The following is a 17,843-nucleotide window of genomic DNA, read 5'->3' as shown; positions in this document are numbered from 1 at the left end:
GCATGACCAGCTTTCGTTATCTACGGGCATATTCAACAAAATCGAAAGCCGTTTCGTGTCGGTCGTCGGCAGGGTGGTGTTGGCGGTGAACTTCTTCCCACTCAGCGCGGTCGAAATTGGGGAAACGGGCGTCGCCGTCGTAAGTTTTCTGAATTTCGGTTAGATAAAGGTTCGTGGCAGTGGGTAGGGCCATCGCGTAGATTTCAGCTCCACCAATCACAAAAATTTCGTGCTGGTTAATGGCTTTGGCGGTTTTAATGGCGTCATCTAATGTATGCACAACCGTGACGCCCTCAGCCTGAAAACCCTTGTTGCGCGTGAGTACGATGTTGTCGCGTTTTGGTAGGGGCTTGCCAAGCGCATCGAGCGATTTGCGGCCCATGATGATCGGATGGTGGAGGGTCTTGCGTTTGAAATAGGCGAAATCATCGGGCAGGTGCCACGGCATATCGGGCTTCCCTCCGGCATTTGTACAACCAATAACGCCGTTCTGCGCTACGGCGGCAATCAGGCTTATTTTCGTATTCATAAAGAGCGAAAGAATGAAAGAGCGAAAGAGTGAAAGAATGGCTCCAATCAGCAGCCACTCTTTCACTCTTTCGCTCTTTCACTCTTTAATTTATTGCGTCGTTCCATTAATTCGCGCCAGGTGGTCAGGATGATTCCTTCTTTTTCGATGAACGACCGCAGGGCCGGGTCCATCATAGCGAGCATGTCGCCTTTGCGGGTTTGGCTGGAGGTGCTGATTTGGTCGAAGGTGGACGAAGGTGCCGTGCAGTGCATGATGATGTACGTCAGGCCGGGTTGGGCAGCTTTCAGCAATTCGATGTATTTCTGCGTTTTGTGGGCTTGCAGATTTTTGTCTGTGTTTGGTGTGGTGGCGGGCAGATTCCAGCCGTAACTGCTGCCGTCTATGTCGTCTAATACGGGCAGGCCCGCATCCCAAAGCTGCTTGCCCACCTGCCGGGCCAATTGCTGCTGAGCGGGCGGTATGTTGCTGGTTTTCATAATCAATGTGGCATGACCACCCGGAAACAGCACCGGAATTTTCTCTTCCATCGCCACTTTGGCATAGCGCAGCACAAACTTGGGCTGAAACAGCGTACCCATGTGCGAGTCCATGTGTGTAGGCTCCAACCCAAACGCCCGGTATCGCGCCAACTGCGCCCGAATCTCCAGTTCTACCTCGTCGGCGGTGGCGTGTTCAACCACCTGGGCCACGTTGTGCCAGAATGCGCCCTGCTCGTCGCACAGGCCGGGGGCGGTTTTGCAACCTACCACTGGGCTCCAGCGGTAAGCATCCCACTCGGAAGTCAGCGTCAGGTGAACGCCCGCGTCGGTGGCGGGCTTTTTCTTCAGATAGTCGAAAAACTGCGGCACCCACCCGCAGGGCATCATAACGCTGGTAGAGTTGGCAATGCCCTTATCGAGCGCGTTAATCGTGCCCGCGTTCGACTCGGCACTCATGCCCGCGTCGTCAACGTGCAGAATAATCACTTTTTTGCCCTTCGGAAAGCCAAGTTTCTCGGCATACGTTTCGGTGGTTTGGGCGTGCGCGTTACCTGTCAAAGCGATGCAACCAATTAGGGATAATACAAGTCGTAAACAGCACAACATGGTACAAAAGATTAAAGGTTAGTTTGTTTTGGGAAAGGCCACAATTTACCCTGCTGATAAAATTGAAAACTTTGGCTGATGTATGGCTGCTGATTGGCGGGAAACTGAGACACCACAAAGCTGTCAAAATTATTGAACATGGCAGTAGCTACGTGTGAGTAAGCTCTGTCGGGCTGACAATTCAAGGACGCTTCTTCATAAACGTCCTGCATAACGTAGCGATACGTTTTCTCATCAATCTCCCCCTTAAGGTATTTTGTAAGATGCTTTTTTAGCTTCTCCAACACGTCATCAGTCATGTTCTTTCGATCTGTTATAAGTTTATCTCGCCACAGGAAATACAACTCAATAGATTTTTCGCCTTTTCGCGTTTTTCCCTGAACCGTCCCATTGGGTAGGAAACGCAAATGCTCGTCTGGGTCGTCTAATTCGGGGTTGAGCAATAGTGGACTTTCACTAACTAATATAGCCTTATCAGCCCTGCAATAATCATCTGTTGGTAAGCCGTTAATGCCAGGTGTGGGTGCAGAAACGCGGCAGGCTTCATTTTCTAAAGGAAAATTGTGCTGCTTTCTCCCGTTACATTTTTCGCAGCTTAGAATCAGGTTGCTCCATTCATAGGCCAGCCAATAGTAACCGTCATGGTCTGGAGAGTCTTTGACGCGCGCTTTAGGTCGGTAATGATCTACACGCCACGAAGCTCCTGTCGAAACGTCTGTTCTGCAATAACCACACTTGTTCTTGTATATGTTTTGCAACGTCTCAATCGTAGCGTCACGATAATAATGACCACTAAAGTTATGCTCAGCCTTCTCAATAAGGGCCTTTTGTTGGTGTGTTCGGCATGACTCGCTGAGAAGCCCGGCAGGTGGATTATTGAAATCTTTAATAACGCGAATCATGAAAATTACTCCTGAAGAAGTGGGGGATACTGAGAAGGGTCTTTAGCAAGCTCACGAAGCTGTTTATCGATTTCGTCATTTGCAACCACCTCAGTATACGTGTCTTCTGTTCTCAATAGCCCCACGTCTTCGTTCGCAATCGGCCTGATTGTCTCCATGTCAAAAATCGGCGACGTGAGAATGCTGTTAGGGAGCAAATTCGCTACGTCAATATCAATCCGTTCAACCGTAATGCCTTTTTCTTTGGAGCGGTTGAGCTTTAAAAATACTGAGTTCTTTGGTGCACCAAGTATAGGAATAACGCTGTGCGTTGCGGCAATAAACTGAATGTTTGGAAACGCCTTAGACAATAGCGTAGGTAGCTGATACTGCCATTTCGGATGCAGGTGATTTTCTAACTCATCAATCAGCACAATACCTGCCAAATCCGACAACTGTTTCACATCGGGCTGTTTACGAATAAAGCGAATCAATAAATCGCCAATCAAACCGATGATGCTCCGAAAGCCAGCCGCTAACTTCTCAAAAGGTACAGGGTCAAACGTAGTGCCTTCACCGTCTTCAGCCCGTTCTACGTAGAGAACCTCATAGTCATCCTGTTCATTTTTCTGGATGATGATATCGGCTAATGCAGGAATAACTTCACGAAAAAGGGTTTTGACCTGATTCAACTGCTCGTTCTTTTCGAGATGCCACTCTATGAGCTTCGTCTCTATATTGAGCAGAATGCCATCAGGGTTAAATAAGCCATACGTTGTAGTGCTTTTTTCAGCTACTTCGTTTTGACTCATTTTAGATTGAATCTGTAGTCGGGAAGGACCGTAACAGGCGAGGTGTTCAAGTGGCCTGAAATCAGGTGTCCAGAGGTTGTTGATGATGTTGGAGAAATCGTTCTTATATTCCAAACCCACCTTAGTCTTCGCAGATTCTACCAGCATCACCCCTTCGTCGTGAGATCCGAATAAACCAAGCACTACAGATCTTAACAAACTCGTTTTTCCGTATCCGTTTTGTCCAGCTAAAAATATCCATTTACTATCAATCGGAATATCAACCAATTCGACATTACGCAAATCTTGGTAATTTACTATTTTGATCCGCTTAATTGAGTTTGGAAGGCAATCTTTCAGATTTTCAAAGTGATCCTGAGACTCGCTTGCGAGCAGAGTGGATCCATCGATTATTAAGTTTATGGTAGATCTATCAATTATTAAGTTTATAGGAGGATCAATTAGGCCGTATTTAAAGGCAAAGTGAGCAATGCCAACGTTCGAGCGAACGTCTAACTTCTGCATCAGGTTTCGACGTTGCGAGTTAATAGTCGATTCGCTGACCGACAGTTTTTGTGCGATTTCGGCGGTAGACATGTCACGGGCAATCAGCACCATCACTTCGCGTTCCCGATTGGTGAGATTGCGTAATGCCTGCGGTTCTTCGTCTTTGGCATCGTCCTCCGACGATGCCCGCACCTGATTGTGCAAACGTATAAAAGCGTTTTCGGCTTTAAGCAACTCTTCAGGTGTCATAGCTTTCTTCATATTTACCAATCTACAACAATCTACAATCATAATTTATTCCCCCGCAGAAACTCCTCGGCACTCATGCGCCGTTTGCCTTCGGCCTGTAGCTCATCTACGCAAAGCCATTCGTCAGCGGCCCGAACCATAATCTTCTTTTTGTGCGGGTCGGCATAAGCTATGCCTGGCTCACCTACAAAATCCGGTGCCTCGTTGGCAACTGAAACGGCATAGATTTTGAAAAATTTATCGTTGATGAGCGTCCAGGCGGTAGGGTAGGGCGATAGACCGCGCACGAAGTTACGCACTACGCGGGCAGGTTGGTTCCAGTTGATCTGCGTGGTTTCGCGGCTGAGTTTAGGGGCAGCTTTCAGATCAGTAGCAGCGGGCTGCGGGGTTCGGGGATACTCACCCGCTTCGATAGCCTGTACTGTTTTCAGTACTAAATCGGCCCCGCGTTCCATCAGCCGGTCGTGCAGGATACCGGCAGTATCGTCGGGGCGGATGAGTTCATGATCCTGAAAAATCATTTGGCCCGTGTCGATTTCTTTTTCGATGAAAAAGGTTGTGACGCCCGTTTCGGTTTCGCCGTTGATAATGGCCCAGTTGATGGGCGCGGCTCCCCGATACTGGGGCAGCAACGATCCGTGCAGATTGAACGTGCCAATGCGTGGCATGGCCCAGACCAGTTCGGGCAACATCCGAAAAGCGACCACTACAAACAAATCGGGCTGATAACTGGCTAACTGCTCCAGAAATTCGGGATTGCGCAGCTTTTCGGGTTGTAGCACGGGAAGGCCAGCGGCTTGCGCGGCTTTCTTGACGGGCGAGGGCGTTAGCTGCAAACCGCGCCCCGACGGGCGGTCGGGAGCCGTGACGGCAGCAACGACGGCACAACCCGCGTTGAGAAGCCGTTGCAGGCTGGCTACGGCGAAATCGGGCGTACCCATGAAGACGATGCGAAGGGTATTTGTCATGTATCGCTTACTCAAAATTTGAACAACAAACGCTCCGACTTGTTGATATAGCCCGGAAGTCTGCTTATTTTTGTCTCACAAACGCGCTGCTCCCGGCGCGTTTGTTGCCAATAAACGGTCTGGTAAGGGCCTTAACGAATGCGACGATCAACGCATCACATTCCTGAACCACTCGCGTCGGAAACCCGACGGCGACACTGACGCGGCTGCAAAGAAAACCAATTTGGATGCAGAACGGTCGGCGTACCGTTCTTTTTGTTTTTAGGGAGAACCGTAGAACCAATGTGAAAAACGTAGTAACCGTACACGTATCATGGGAAAAATTTCATATTACACCGAAGAAGGACTCAATCGGCTCAAGGCTGAACTGACTGATCTGAAAACAAAAGGCCGGGCTGAAATTGCCCGCCAGATTGCCGAAGCCCGCGACAAAGGCGACCTCAGCGAAAATGCTGAGTACGATGCTGCTAAAGATGCGCAGGGCCTTCATGAACTGAAAATCTCGAAGTTAGAAGAGGTACTCGCCAATGCCCGCGTCCTCGACGAATCGACCATCGACGCATCGCAGGTATCGGTACTGTCGAAAGTGAAGATCAAAAACAAGAAGAACGGGGCTGAAGTGTCGTACACGCTGGTTTCGGAAGAAGAGGCCGATTTGAAAGCGGGTCGCATTTCGGTTGGGTCGCCCATTGGCAAGGGGCTGCTTGGCAAGCGCGTAGGCGACGTTGCCGAAATTAAAGTCCCCGCTGGCGTGATGGAGTTTGAAGTTGTTGAAATTGCCCGATAAACGTCTCATGCCTACTATTTTCTCCCGTATCGTGGCTGGTGAAATTCCGGCGCATAAAATTGCCGAAACCGACGAGTTTCTGGCGTTTTTAGACATTATGCCTACGGCTATGGGCCATACGCTGGTGATTCCGAAACGGGAGGTCGATTATATCTTCGATCTGCCCGACGATGTGTATGCCGGTCTGATGGCATTTGCTAAAAAAATCGCCCCAGCCATCGAACGGGCCATCCTGTGTCAGCGCATCGGCGTGGCAGTGGTTGGTCTGGAGGTGCCACACGCTCATATTCATCTGATTCCGCTCAACTCAATGGCTGATATGAATTTTAACAATAAACTGAAACTCACGCAGGAAGAACTGGCCGAAACAGCCGCCAAAATCCGAGCGTGTCTGTAGAATGGCGCTTTAGCCCGTTCAATGGGTAGGTATCGACATGGCTGAACACTCTCGAACAGCCTAAAGCATCGTTCTACGGCAAGGCCCGCCCGGTAAGGCGGGCTTCGTCGTCTTCGCCGTTGTCGTAGCCATTGTTGGGTGTTGAGTCGGCGTCGGCGGGGCCGGTAAGGGTTGCTTTAAGTAGAAACGGACCGGCCCCGCCAACTGCTAACGCAAGTGTTCGGGTGGTGGTTTCGCCCGGTGCTATGCTAAAACTGGCTGAAGTAAGCACGTTGCCATTGACCACCCAGCCGGGGTTATTCTCAGCTACCAGATTGTTGGGTGTCAGCACCCGTAGTTGCACGTCACTGGCGGGTTGACCTCCTGCATTCTGTACCCGAAATGTAACGGTAACACGTCCATTGAGTTGGGGCGTAAGCTTATCGGCAACCATAGAAAGTTGCAAATCAGGCCGGTTGGGGTCGGGTGGTGGCTGGTTTGGCTGGACAGCGGGAAGGTGCCGACCAGTGGGGTTGGGCGACTCTCTGACCGGACCGCCGTTGGGCAGGCTTCGTAAGTCGGCCACGGCCATATCATCTTCGCCATCGCCCGTACCGGTGTTGGGCGTACTGGTTGGGTCGGCAACCGACGATTGCACAATTTCAGCCGCATTGCGATAGGTGCCGGGTTGGGTCAAACGCGCCCGATACACGACTGTACGTTGCTGTTTGGGAGCCAATCCGCCCACGTTGGCCGTAAGGCCGCTCGGTGCGGTCTGAAAATGAGGACTGTCAATAAACTCTATACCGTCGGGTAAGCGATTGTTTACGGTTATTGACCGGGCCATTACCGGTCCCCGATTACTCACCGTTAGCGAGACCATCACGGGCTGACTTATTCCTGCAACCCGTTTATCGGTTTTCATCCTTAACCGTAAATCAGCCCGTCGGTCGGTTCGGGCGCGAAACTGTACGCGGCTGATAGCATTACGGCCCCGCTCGAGTACGTAAAGCGTACCGCCCACTAACTCGGCATCGACCGGCTGCCTGAAATTCTCGGCAATACGCGTAACCGAAACCCGGTAATTGTCGGCAGCAGGATCATGTTGCAGCCGTAACGTGCTCAAATCCAGCCCACGCCCGTTTGTAAAGCCCAGCACAAACCCCTGCCCGGAAAAGTCGGCCAACACACTATCTGTATCGAACACTAACCCCAGCGGTGACGCGTGCGACGTAAACGTGCGAATGGCATCGGAGGGGGTCAACTGCCGGGTAGCGGGATCGACTACGCGGTTTGCATCGGGGCCATTGTTGAGGATACCAGCCGTAAACGCAATGTTGGGCCGGGTCGGGTAGGCCGGATCGTTACGGAACGATGGGTCGCGGTAGCCTTCCGATAGCAGCGGGTCGGTGAGCGGGTCGTAATTGGGAAATTGCTGGGGTGTTTCGTTGCCGCCGATAAGCCACGGAAAGCCATAATGCCGACCGGGTCGCAGCCAGTTCAGCTCTTCGGGGTCGGAGCGATGCCCGGCGTTTTCGGCCCCGAAGAGCCGCCCTTCGCTATTGAATGCCATATCGAACGTGTTGCGGGTGCCTTCGCAAAACAGCCAGCCCGACTGCCGCACTGCCTGTTCGTTGTTTGCCAGTGTCAGGTTTTCGCCTTTTAGCGGAAATTTAAAAATACGGGCTGTGATGGGTGTTTCGCGCAGGTTTGGAAATCGCCCGCCATTGTCCTGCACTTCGCCGTGGTCGGTGCGTGAGCCGCTGTTCACGTAAATAGAATCGCGGTTGGGTGATACACAAACTCCGCTGAACGCGTGGTCGAAGGCCGTGCCGGAGTAGGGGTAAGGGGCTGTTTCGAGCAATACGGTCCACTGCCGGGAGCCGTCGGGCCGGAGTTTACCTTTTACAATCCGGCCAACGCCTTCATAGGGTAATCGGCGAATACCGACCAGCACCAGCACACTATCGGCGAAGGTCATACCCTGCAAAAATTCGATGCCATGCTGGGCGGCACTGGCTACCGGAACTTCAACCGGCTGACCGTTGCTATTAAGTTGTATTTGAGCAACATAGCCATCAACGTCGGCATAAAAGAGCGTACCGGAAAGCGGGTCCTGGGCCAGCCTGACGCCCTGCCGCGAGACGGTCAGATACGTATCTACGGTCACGTTCGGATGTAGTGAACGCGGCCCGTCCTGCGCCAGTGCGTTAATCTGCAATGAATAGCAAAGCCATACGAAGAAGACATACTTCATACCTGACAGAGACTATAATTACCGCTGAAAACTAAATCAACACACTGACTTATGCACCATTAGCTCCTATTTACTTAGCTTATGGATGCATTTTCCAAATCCAGTTCATGTAGGTATAACCGTTGCCTAAACTGGGATGTCCGTTTGCTCAATAGGTTTTGTAGTGGTTGAGCGGTTTGTTTCATCTTGCTTCTGTAAAATTAGTAACGCCATTTTTTTTCCAGAAACGAGAGTATTATGAAGACCAAACTGTATGCCACATTACTCGCCTGTATATGGCTGGGCGGGGCTTGTAAGAAAGACGAAGAGACTGTTGGGCCAGCCGCCTGCGAGTTAGCTTCGCAACGGTCAGAGGCCGTGAGCCGGGCCGCTACTACCTACAGCAGTAGTCCAACCAAAGCGAACTGCGACGCGTTTAAAAAAGCTGCTACTGAGTTTCTCGATGCAGCCTCTCGTTGTAATACAGTGCCGCAGGCCGATATTACCAGTGCCCGACAAAGTGTCAACTCACTGACCTGTCAATAGAATGCAGTGAACTCGCTCAGGCGAACATCGGAAAGTCATCCAGAAACCGCACGTCTGCGGTTTCATGGTTTATACAGCAGCAGTAATGCACCAATCCGTTGCTGACAACCAAATACGGGGCGCGATGCACATGGTTGTACCGGCCAATCTGATCGAAAACCGATTGGGTCAGCGATACGTGCGGAGCTTTACACTCGACCACCAAATACGGTTGTCCCTGCCGGTCGAACACCACAATATCGGTACGTTTCTGGGTTTGGTTCAGCACGACTCCGCCTTCTGTCCGAATCAACGCTTTAGGATAAGCATAGTGCGTCAGCAATAGATTGATCAGATGCTGCCGCACCCATTCTTCGGGAGATAGCCGGACGTACTTCCGGCGTAACAAATCGAAAATATAAGGTTTCCCTTCGACTTGCTTAGTTTTGTGAGCGAAAGCGGGCAGGTTCAGTGCAACCATACGCGAAGATACAGTTATTGACTGATTGAATTATAGAATGATTGAGTGATTGAATGCGTGTTACACCCTGCCTGAACTAATTCGAGTATTCTACAATTCAATCAATCAACCAGTCAATCTTTATGAAAACAAAAGACGAAATTGTACAGAACTGGTTGCCGCGATACACTGGCACGCCCATCGAGCAGTTTGGCGAATACATCCTGCTAACCAATTTTATTAACTACGTTGACCTGTTTGCTCAGAAATTTGACGTAGAGGTATTCGGAATCGGGCGGGCTATGCAAACGGCAACGGCTAATAACATTACCATCGTTAATTTCGGAATGGGTAGCCCTATGGCTGCTACCGTTATGGACCTGCTGTCGGCGGTTCAGCCGAAGGCTGTGTTGTTCCTCGGAAAATGCGGTGGTCTGAAAAAAACACAACTTGGCGATCTGATTCTACCCATTGCCGCCATTCGGGGCGATGGCACAAGCAACGACTATATGCGTCCCGAAATACCGGCTCTGCCCTCGTTCCGGTTGCAGCGGTCGGTATCGTCGACTATTAAAAAGCACGAACTCGATTACTGGACTGGCACCGTTTATACCACCAATCGGCGCATCTGGGAACACGACGAAGCGTTTAAAGATTACCTGCGCGAAATCCGGGCAATGGCTATCGACATGGAAACCGCTACTATTTTCACGGTTGGTTTCGTCAATTCAATTCCGCACGGCGCGTTGCTCCTCGTGTCTGACAATCCGCTCATACCCGAAGGCGTAAAAACCGAAGAGAGTGACAAACGCGTAACCGGTCAGTTCGTGAACAAACACCTCGAAATCGGCATCGACGCCCTGCTCGAACTCGAAATGTCGGGCGATTCGGTCAAGCACCTGCGGTTTGAATGAATAAAACTGTGATTTATCGGATTATGCTGACTGACTTTGATTTTTATTGATTTTGCTGCCTTCGGCAGCGATTAAAAGAAATCAAAGTCAGTCAGCATAATCCGATAAATCACAGTTTTAATTACAGTAATCGCTTATCACTTTGTAGGCCGGGTTGTAGCCAAGTTCGCCGGCTTTGGAGAGGTCTAAACACCCCCCATTTTCATCGCCGAGGCTGTGTTTAATGATGCCGCGCACGTAAAAAGCTTCGGCGTAGCGCGGATTCAGTTTAATAGCACTGTTGCAGTCCATGATGGCTCCTTTCTGGTCGCCCTGTGCCGACTTAATCATACCGCGCGTAAAATAGGCTTCGGCGTAGGTTGGGTTCAGTTCAATCGATTTGTTGAGGTCGATAATTGCTGCCTTCGGGTCGCCCTGTTTGCTTTTGCTGACGGCCCGGCTGAAATAGGCTTCGGCCCGTTCGGTGCCCAACTCGTTGATTTTGTTGCGCTCCTGCACCACATTGCGTAGGTTATCGAGCGTAGCACGCGTAATCCGACCACTATACACCACCTTCGATTCGGTGTTTACGTTATTGATTTCAATGGCCTGATTAAAATCCTGTACGGCTCCTTTCTGATCACCAAGTTTGCTGCGACAAAAGCCTCGTCCGTAATACGCCTGGTAGTTATCGCCTTTGAGCGCAATGGCCCGGTCATAATCGCCGAGCGCACTTTTATAGTCGTCTAATTTGCTTTTGGCATACCCCCGGTAAAAAAACGACTCGCCATCTTCGGGGCTGAGTTCAATGGCTTTGTTCAGATCGGTCACGGCCCCGGCAAAATCTTTCAACTCAACCTTCGACAGGCCCCGGCCCGCAAACGCCTGTCCGCGCTTGGGGTTCATCTCGATCACCTTCGTAAAATCGGCTAAACTGCCCGAGAAATCATCAAGTTTCTGCTTGGTAATACCGCGTGCATAATACGTCTGTACATTGCTGGGTTCCAGCTCGATAGCCTTGTCGAAATCGCTCAAAGCACCCCGAAACTGCTCGATACGGCTGCGGCTGGCTCCCCGGTTGTAATACGCCTGCGGGTCGTCGGGGTTGAGTTCGATAGCGCGGCTGAAGTCGAGGAGAGCGGCCCGGTGGTCGTCTTGTTTGCTTTTGCTGATACCCCGACTCAGGTAAGCTAATGCGTCTTTGCTGTTAAGCTCAATGGCCCGGTCGTAGTCGAGAATGGCGCCCCGGTGGTCTTTCAGATTAGCTTTGGCAACGCCCCGGTTGTAGTAGCTGGGGGCGTTTTCGGGATTCATCGTAATTGCCATGCTGAATGCCTGCAAGGCTCCGGTAAAATCGCCGGTTTTGCTTTTGGAGATTCCGCTATCGAAGAAGTCGGCAGCCGTTTGCTGGGCGGAGGCACTCAACGGCATACAAGCCCACAAAGCCAGTGTGCACAGCGGCAGGAGATGTCGCTTCATAATTTGATAAGTACAAAGTAGTGGTTAGGTGGAGAGCGAAATGCTTTCTGGGTTTAAAATTAACCCTTACCCCACGAAGTCCCAAGATTGATTTTGTTAATTTTCTATTTGTAAAAGCTTTACTATGGAAAGAAAGCTTAGTGAGACTAACAGAGGTAGTATTTCATTGACATAAATCGGACACAACTGACTGAGCTGATTCATGACACATTGGCGTTTTATGTATCAATATATTCTTAAATACAGACAAAAAGTCATAATTTTTAAATTCGTATGGATTGGTACAGCAATTGATTATTGGTTGGTGTGCTTGACAGTAAGCAATAAATAAGAAGCGAAGACATATCATGGCAACTTTAGTTCGATACAATCCCACCCCCGTATTTTTCGACCCATTCTTTGGCACTCGCGTAGTTGGTCGCCCGGTCATTAATCGTTACCGTAACACGCTGACCAATCAGCCTGCCGCCAATGTAAAAGAAACCGAAACCGCCTTTCATCTGGCGTTGGCCGTGCCGGGTTTGAAGAAAGACAATCTGAAAATCAGTGTTGAAAACAATACGCTCACGGTTGCCTACCAGCCCGAAGCACAAACCGCCGAAAAAGCCGGAAACTCTGCTCACTATGAGTTTGGCGTTCAAGCGTTTGAGCGCAGGTTTCGTTTGCCCAAGACGGTCAATCCCGACGCTATCACGGCGGCTTATACCGACGGAATTCTGGCACTCGAACTGCCGAAAGTGGAAGAGCAGAAAGTGGTGAAAGAAATCACGATTGCGTAGGTTAATCGGCAAAGCGCATAAAAAATTCCGTAAGCGGGCAACTTAAGTTGCCCGCTTACGGAATTTTTTATGCGCTTTGCGACAAACGTTACGTCTTTGCGGTTAAAAAAGTATGACGACTGATACCCGTATCGACACCTACGCATCGCTCCGCATACCCGATTTTCGCTACTTTGTACTGAATAGTTTTCTGATTACCGCCACGCTACTGATTCAGGAAGTTGTATTGGGGTATGAGTTGTATAAAATTACCCGCGACCCATTGGCCCTGGGTCTGGTTGGCCTGGCCGAAGCTATTCCGTTCATTGCGGTGTCGCTCTTCGGCGGTCATTTGGCCGACCGGCGCGATAAAAAACGAATACTGCAATGGAGTTTGGCCGTTATTATTCTGGGGTCAGTGATTCTGTACATAGCGTTTCAGCCATCGGTAGTGGCCGGGTTTTCGCAAACCGTGCGGCTGGCCTTCATTTACGGTGTTCTGATGCTGATTGGCACAGCCAAAGGATTCTATTCGCCCGCCAGTTCATCGCTGAAGCCGTTTTTGGTGCCGCGTGAGTTATATGCCAACTCAGCCACCTGGAGCAGTTCGTTCTGGCAGGCCGGAGCCATTGTTGGGCCGGGCGGGGCCGGGTTTCTGTATAGCGGCCTGGGGTTCGATAACACGCTGCTGGTAGTCATTGGCCTGCTAATCGTTTGCTTTCTCCTGATCTCGCTTGTCGGGCGCAAACCCGTGCCTGTCAGCGACGTACCAACGGCGGGGTTGCGCGAAAGCTTATCGGAAGGTTTACGGTTCGTATTCAAAACACCCATTGTACTGTACGCCATCTCGCTCGATTTATTCTCGGTGCTGTTCGGCGGAGTGGTGGCAATCTTGCCCGTGTTTGCCGAAGACATTCTGCGGGTGGGAGCCGAAGGGCTTGGTTTTCTTCGGGCATCACCCAGCGTGGGGGCAGTGCTGACGCTGGCGTTTATGACCTATTACCCACCCACGCACAACGCCTGGCGGAACATGCTGCTGGCGGTGGTGGGCTTCGGCATCGCTACCATTGTATTTGCACTGTCGACAAACTTCTACCTGTCGCTGCTTATGCTGGCCCTGACGGGCGCGTTCGACAGCGTCAGTGTGGTAATTCGGCAAACGATTATGCAGATTTTTCCGCCCGATCATCTGCGTGGGCGCGTTGCTGCCGTAAATGGCATCTTCGTCAGCACATCAAACGAAATCGGCGCGTTCGAGTCGGGGCTGGCGGCCCGGTTGTTTGGCACCGTGCCGTCGGTATTGCTGGGGGGTGTGGTCACGCTGGTTGTAGTGAGTTACATCTACATCCGGTCGAAAGCGTTGTTCAGCGTGAAACTTAGCTGACTCAGGCAAGCCCCTTCACGAACGAATTCACATCAATGTTTTCGTTGAGCAAAACGCGGGCGTTGAAAATTTCCCAGAACAATTCGTCCGAAAGCTGGTAGTCCTGTTGAAGCCGGATCATGTCGCGGATGCTGTCTTTGAGCGCAATTGCATCGGCTGCCTGACGTGCGGGCATGGGTTGATACATTTCCATGATATATGCTGATTTTTTTGCTGATACGTGAGATTGTAAACTGGCTCATTTCCAGTTTGTTTACAATAAATGAGCCGCTTTATGATTTGCAGCCGGCAAGTAGGCCCGGCTTCGGTTGGCTAACAGGGTAATGTGGGCAGAAAACGGCCTTTTCAGGGAAATTTTAACCTAAATTAAATTTTTACGAAGAAAACTTTTTGGGCATGAAACAGCTTTCTATTTCCTTCGCAATGCTTCTGACAGCGACGATTTGTGCAGCTTTACTACCTGCGTCACGACCGAAACCGCTTAAACTTCAGCAGGTTTGGGAAACAGACACGACGCTGCGCGTGCCAGAATCGGTATTATACGATGGCCGGAACACCTTATACGTTGCCAACATCGATGGTAAGCCAGACGCGCTCGATGGCAACGGGTTTATTTCAAAAGTCTCGCTCGATGGTACTGTCGAAAGCCTGCGCTGGACAATTGGCCTCAATGCGCCCAAAGGCATGGGACTGTTTAAAAACAAACTTTACGTAACCGACGTATATCGGTTGGTGGTTATCAACACCGAAAACGGTCAGGCCGAAAAAACGTATGACGCCGTTGATCCGAAAAATGCGTTTTTGAACGACGTAACGGTTGATAAAACAGGCACAGTTTACGTGTCAGACAGCCGCTTCGACAAAATTTACCGACTGAAAGACGATAAGTGGGAAGTTTGGCTGGAAGGCGAACAACTCGAAAAACCCAACGGGGTGCTGGCGGTTGGCAAGAACCGGCTGATGATTGGCAGCACCAAAACCGGCGCATTGCAGACCGTTGACGTAGAAACCAAAAAAATTACTAAACTGGCCGACGGCATGGATCGCACCGACGGTATCGTTCCTGAAGGAAAAGGCAACTTTTTTGTGTCGGACTGGAATGGGCAGGTATTCCACGTCAGTGCCGACGGGCAAAAACAACAGTTGTTAGACACCCGCAGCCAAAAGCTCAACGCTGCTGATATTGAGTATATCGCCAACCGTAAACTGCTGATTGTACCAACCTTCAACGGGAATAAGTTGGTGGCGTATCGGGTTCGTTAACGTGTGAGCAGCCGGGTTGCGGCCTCCTGCGCCCGCTCGGCTCCGAATCCGGCAATGGCCTGTTGCATCTGACTTATAATCAGGTCATTTTGCAAATTTCCTATGCTGCCTTCGTGCGTATGGTGCAACTGCCGGGGCGGCTCATAACTATGTTCGGCAATTTCTTTACCGACAATCCGATACGCTTCGCGAAACGGTACGCCCTGCAACACCAACTCGTTCACGCGTTCTACACTGAACAGCAAATCGTATTTGGGATCATCGAGCAGATTAGGTTTTACCTGTAGATGTTCGAGCATAAACCCGGTGATGTGGAGACAGTCGAGCAGGTCATCGAAGGCGGGCATTAGAATTTCCTTCAAAATCTGCATGTCGCGGTGGTAGCCGGAGGGGAGGTTGCTTAGCACCATGGTCACTTCCATCGGCAGGGCTTTCATGCGGTTGGTTTTGGCCCGAAGCAGTTCGGCTACGTCAGGATTTTTCTTGTGCGGCATAATGCTGCTGCCCGTAGTGAGCGCGTCGGGCAGCGTCAGAAAACCGAAATTCTGGCTGTTATACAGACAGATGTCCATTGCCATGCGGGAGAGTGTAGCGGCCACGGTTGCCAGTGCATTCAGGGCGGTTTGTTCGGTTTTGCCCCGGCTCATCTGCGCGTATACCACGTTGACGTGCATGCCCTCAAAACCCAGTAACTCCGTTGTGAGTGAGCGGTTTAGCGGGAACGATGAGCCATAGCCAGCACCCGAACCGAGCGGGTTCCGGTTGGCGAGCCGGTAGGCCGTTTGCAGCGTCAGCATATCGTCGGAAAGGGCTTCGGCATAGGCTCCAAACCACAACCCAAACGACGACGGCATAGCAATTTGCAGGTGCGTATAGCCGGGCAGCAGGTCATTTTTGTGTTGCTCCGACCGGCTGATGAGCTGGTCGAACACGCGTTGGGTGGCTTCGGCTACTGCCCAGAGCCGGTCGCGGGTGAATAGTTTCATGTCAACCAGCACCTGATCGTTGCGCGAACGGCCCGAATGAATTTTTTTGCCTACATCGCCCAACGCACGCGTCAGCATCAGTTCGACCTGCGAATGGACGTCCTCAATGCCATCTTCGATTACAAACTGCCCTGCCTGAATCTGCGCATAAATCTGCTTCAGTTCAGTTTGCAACGCCCGGAGTTCATCGCTCGTCAGCAAGCCAATGGTTTCGAGCATTTGCGCGTGGGCGAGGTTTCCAAGTACATCGAACGGAGCGAGGTAGAGGTCCATCTCGCGGTCGCGCCCGACGGTAAAGTTCTCGATTTCAGAGGCAACCGCCGTGGATTCGGTGTCAACGCCTTCTTTTTGCCAGAGTTTCAACGTGAAAGAGTGAAAGAGTGAAAGAGTGAAAGAGTGCGTTTCACCCTCTAATAATGGCAAAGGTCGTAAAGAAATTGACTTGGGCTACGCCTTCCGGCTCAGCCACCAGAAACCGCTGGCCGAAACTAAACCAATAGCCATAATACCGAACCAATGCGTTGAGAAGCCGTAATGCCCAACCATCTGCGCCCCAACTATTGGCGAGAGGGTTTGTGCGGCTGCTCCGCCCATTGCATATAAAGCCAGATACTGCCCCCGCGTAGCCGGACTGGCACGACCAACTGTGAAGGACTGGATAAACGGCATTGCCAGCATTTCGGCCAGCGTAATCAGCAGCATAAAGGCTAAAGCACCAACGGACGCGGTTGTTATGGCCAACGTGCCGTAAGAAGCAACTGTTAGCAAAACGCCGATCAGAATTAGCCTGAGTTTGGGGATTTTACGTTGTTCAAGCTCATAGACCAACGCCATTTCAATCAGCACAATCAACAGGCCGTTCAGTGCCATCAGCGTTCCGATGGCGCGTTCGGTCAGGCGTAGAACCTCCTTGAAAAACAGCGGCACGAGCGTGAACAACTGCATGAATGTCAGGAAGTAGAGGGCCGAACAGATCACAAACCCAACGAATAGCCGGTCGCGGAAAGGGGAGTTGCTTCCTGTTTCGGGTGTTGTAAAGCTGACTCCTGCAGTGAGCTGGTCGGGGCCTACTGGTTCTGGTTGCAAAACCGGTGCTGGCACGGGTAGAAATCGCCATAACACCAGCCCGGCCACGATGCATGTTAGTCCATCGACCCAGAACAGTAGCCCATAATCGATGCTGGCGAGCCAGCCGCCCAGCCCGCCCCCCACGGCCCAGCCGAGGTTGATTGCCAGTCGGTTCAGCGAAAAAGCCCGCGTGCGGGCGTCGGTCTCGGTATAGTGTGAAATGGCAACCTGATTTGCAGGCCGGAACGTGTCGCCCAGCAGTGTGAAGACAAACACACTGCCGCAGAGGGCGTAAAAGTTAGTTACAAATTGAATGAACAACAGGGCTACTCCGCCAAACAGCAGGCTGCAAAGCTGCACGTAATAAAATCCGAATCGGTCGGTAAGCCGCCCACCCAGAAACGTACCAATAAACGCACCGATGCCGTAAACCGCCATAACTATACCCGCATCGGCAACGGAATAGCGCAAATGCTGGGTAAGATAAAGCGTCAGAAACGGCAACACCATCGTGCCGCAACGATTGATGAGCATAACGCCCGCCAGCAGCCATACCGACGGTGACAGACCCTGATACGCACGTTGATACAGCCGGAGCGTTCGCTGAAACATGCG

Annotated in this window: 18 protein-coding genes; 7 read left to right on the top strand and 11 right to left on the bottom strand. The window is 51.2% G+C overall.

The annotated features are described in order from the left end of the window. Positions 1-16: 16 nt before the first annotated feature. The 5 genes from AWR27_RS13990 to fmt form a co-directional block, all read right to left on the bottom strand. Positions 17-529: a dihydrofolate reductase gene (locus AWR27_RS13990; RefSeq protein ID WP_077133994.1), complete on the bottom strand. Its 513-nt coding sequence runs from the start codon at positions 527-529 to the stop codon at positions 17-19. Between the two features lie 62 nt (positions 530-591). Further along, positions 592-1,617, bottom strand: a complete 1,026-nt coding sequence (locus tag AWR27_RS13985; RefSeq protein ID WP_077131733.1) for a polysaccharide deacetylase family protein — start codon at positions 1,615-1,617, stop codon at positions 592-594. A gap of 11 nt (positions 1,618-1,628) precedes the next feature. Next, positions 1,629-2,519, bottom strand: a complete 891-nt coding sequence (locus AWR27_RS13980) for an HNH endonuclease (protein ID WP_077131732.1) — start codon at positions 2,517-2,519, stop codon at positions 1,629-1,631. Positions 2,520-2,524: 5 nt separating this feature from the next. Continuing rightward, a complete protein-coding gene (locus AWR27_RS13975; protein ID WP_077131731.1) occupies positions 2,525-4,057 on the bottom strand; it encodes a LuxR C-terminal-related transcriptional regulator in 1,533 nt (510 codons plus the stop codon). 26 nt (positions 4,058-4,083) lie between these two features. Continuing rightward, positions 4,084-5,013: a methionyl-tRNA formyltransferase gene (gene fmt / locus AWR27_RS13970; protein WP_232325833.1), complete on the bottom strand. Its 930-nt coding sequence runs from the start codon at positions 5,011-5,013 to the stop codon at positions 4,084-4,086. A 313-nt stretch (positions 5,014-5,326) separates the two neighbouring features. On the opposite strand from fmt, the gene greA reads away from it, so the two are divergent. Both greA and AWR27_RS13960 read left to right on the top strand, forming a co-directional pair. Beyond that, complete coding sequence (greA, locus tag AWR27_RS13965; protein ID WP_077131730.1) at positions 5,327-5,800, top strand: transcription elongation factor GreA; 474 nt, start codon at positions 5,327-5,329, stop codon at positions 5,798-5,800. 7 nt (positions 5,801-5,807) lie between these two features. After that, positions 5,808-6,197, top strand: coding sequence for an HIT family protein (locus tag AWR27_RS13960; RefSeq protein WP_077131729.1), 390 nt, complete (start codon positions 5,808-5,810; stop codon positions 6,195-6,197). Positions 6,198-6,270: 73 nt separating this feature from the next. Here AWR27_RS13960 and AWR27_RS13955 read toward each other — a convergent pair whose 3' ends face one another. Then, the gene (locus tag AWR27_RS13955) at positions 6,271-8,433 is read right to left on the bottom strand and encodes a PQQ-dependent sugar dehydrogenase (protein WP_077131728.1); all 2,163 of its coding nucleotides are present in this window, start codon (positions 8,431-8,433) and stop codon (positions 6,271-6,273) included. Between the two features lie 237 nt (positions 8,434-8,670). On the opposite strand from AWR27_RS13955, the gene AWR27_RS13950 reads away from it, so the two are divergent. After that, complete coding sequence (locus AWR27_RS13950; RefSeq protein ID WP_077131727.1) at positions 8,671-8,958, top strand: hypothetical protein; 288 nt, start codon at positions 8,671-8,673, stop codon at positions 8,956-8,958. A gap of 16 nt (positions 8,959-8,974) precedes the next feature. On the opposite strand, the gene AWR27_RS13945 is transcribed toward AWR27_RS13950, so the two are convergent. Then, positions 8,975-9,418, bottom strand: a complete 444-nt coding sequence (locus AWR27_RS13945) for a type I restriction enzyme HsdR N-terminal domain-containing protein (protein ID WP_077131726.1) — start codon at positions 9,416-9,418, stop codon at positions 8,975-8,977. Between the two features lie 122 nt (positions 9,419-9,540). Between AWR27_RS13945 and AWR27_RS13940 the strand changes: the two genes are divergently transcribed. Then, positions 9,541-10,311: an AMP nucleosidase gene (locus AWR27_RS13940; protein ID WP_077131725.1), complete on the top strand. Its 771-nt coding sequence runs from the start codon at positions 9,541-9,543 to the stop codon at positions 10,309-10,311. A 117-nt stretch (positions 10,312-10,428) separates the two neighbouring features. Here the strand turns inward: AWR27_RS13940 and AWR27_RS13935 are convergent, their stop codons facing one another. Further along, a complete protein-coding gene (locus AWR27_RS13935; RefSeq protein ID WP_077131724.1) occupies positions 10,429-11,769 on the bottom strand; it encodes a tetratricopeptide repeat protein in 1,341 nt (446 codons plus the stop codon). Positions 11,770-12,116: 347 nt separating this feature from the next. On the opposite strand from AWR27_RS13935, the gene AWR27_RS13930 reads away from it, so the two are divergent. Beyond that, positions 12,117-12,548 carry an Hsp20/alpha crystallin family protein gene (locus tag AWR27_RS13930; protein WP_077131723.1) on the top strand — a complete coding sequence of 144 codons (432 nt, stop codon included), beginning with the start codon at positions 12,117-12,119 and terminating at the stop codon, positions 12,546-12,548. A 112-nt stretch (positions 12,549-12,660) separates the two neighbouring features. Beyond that, positions 12,661-13,911, top strand: a complete 1,251-nt coding sequence (locus tag AWR27_RS13925) for an MFS transporter (RefSeq protein WP_077131722.1) — start codon at positions 12,661-12,663, stop codon at positions 13,909-13,911. Between the two features lies 1 nt (position 13,912). On the opposite strand, the gene AWR27_RS13920 is transcribed toward AWR27_RS13925, so the two are convergent. Then, complete coding sequence (locus AWR27_RS13920) at positions 13,913-14,104, bottom strand: hypothetical protein (protein ID WP_077131721.1); 192 nt, start codon at positions 14,102-14,104, stop codon at positions 13,913-13,915. 203 nt (positions 14,105-14,307) lie between these two features. Between AWR27_RS13920 and AWR27_RS13915 the strand changes: the two genes are divergently transcribed. After that, positions 14,308-15,174, top strand: a complete 867-nt coding sequence (locus AWR27_RS13915; RefSeq protein WP_077131720.1) for an SMP-30/gluconolactonase/LRE family protein — start codon at positions 14,308-14,310, stop codon at positions 15,172-15,174. Here the strand turns inward: AWR27_RS13915 and argH are convergent. Further along, entirely contained in the window at positions 15,171-16,523 is a 1,353-nt protein-coding gene (argH, locus tag AWR27_RS13910) for an argininosuccinate lyase (RefSeq protein WP_077131719.1), read from the bottom strand. The two genes, AWR27_RS13915 and argH, sit on opposite strands and share 4 nt — an antisense overlap. 84 nt (positions 16,524-16,607) lie before the next feature. Next, on the bottom strand, positions 16,608-17,840 hold the full coding sequence (locus AWR27_RS13905; RefSeq protein WP_077131718.1) for an MFS transporter: 1,233 nt from the start codon (positions 17,838-17,840) through the stop codon (positions 16,608-16,610). Positions 17,841-17,843 lie beyond the last annotated feature (3 nt).

It is taken from the genome of Spirosoma montaniterrae (genome assembly GCF_001988955.1).
Classification (GTDB): Bacteria; Bacteroidota; Bacteroidia; order Cytophagales; family Spirosomataceae; genus Spirosoma; species Spirosoma montaniterrae.
Note: the sequence above shows the minus strand (reverse complement) of the source record. Positions and strands in the feature narration are given on the sequence as shown.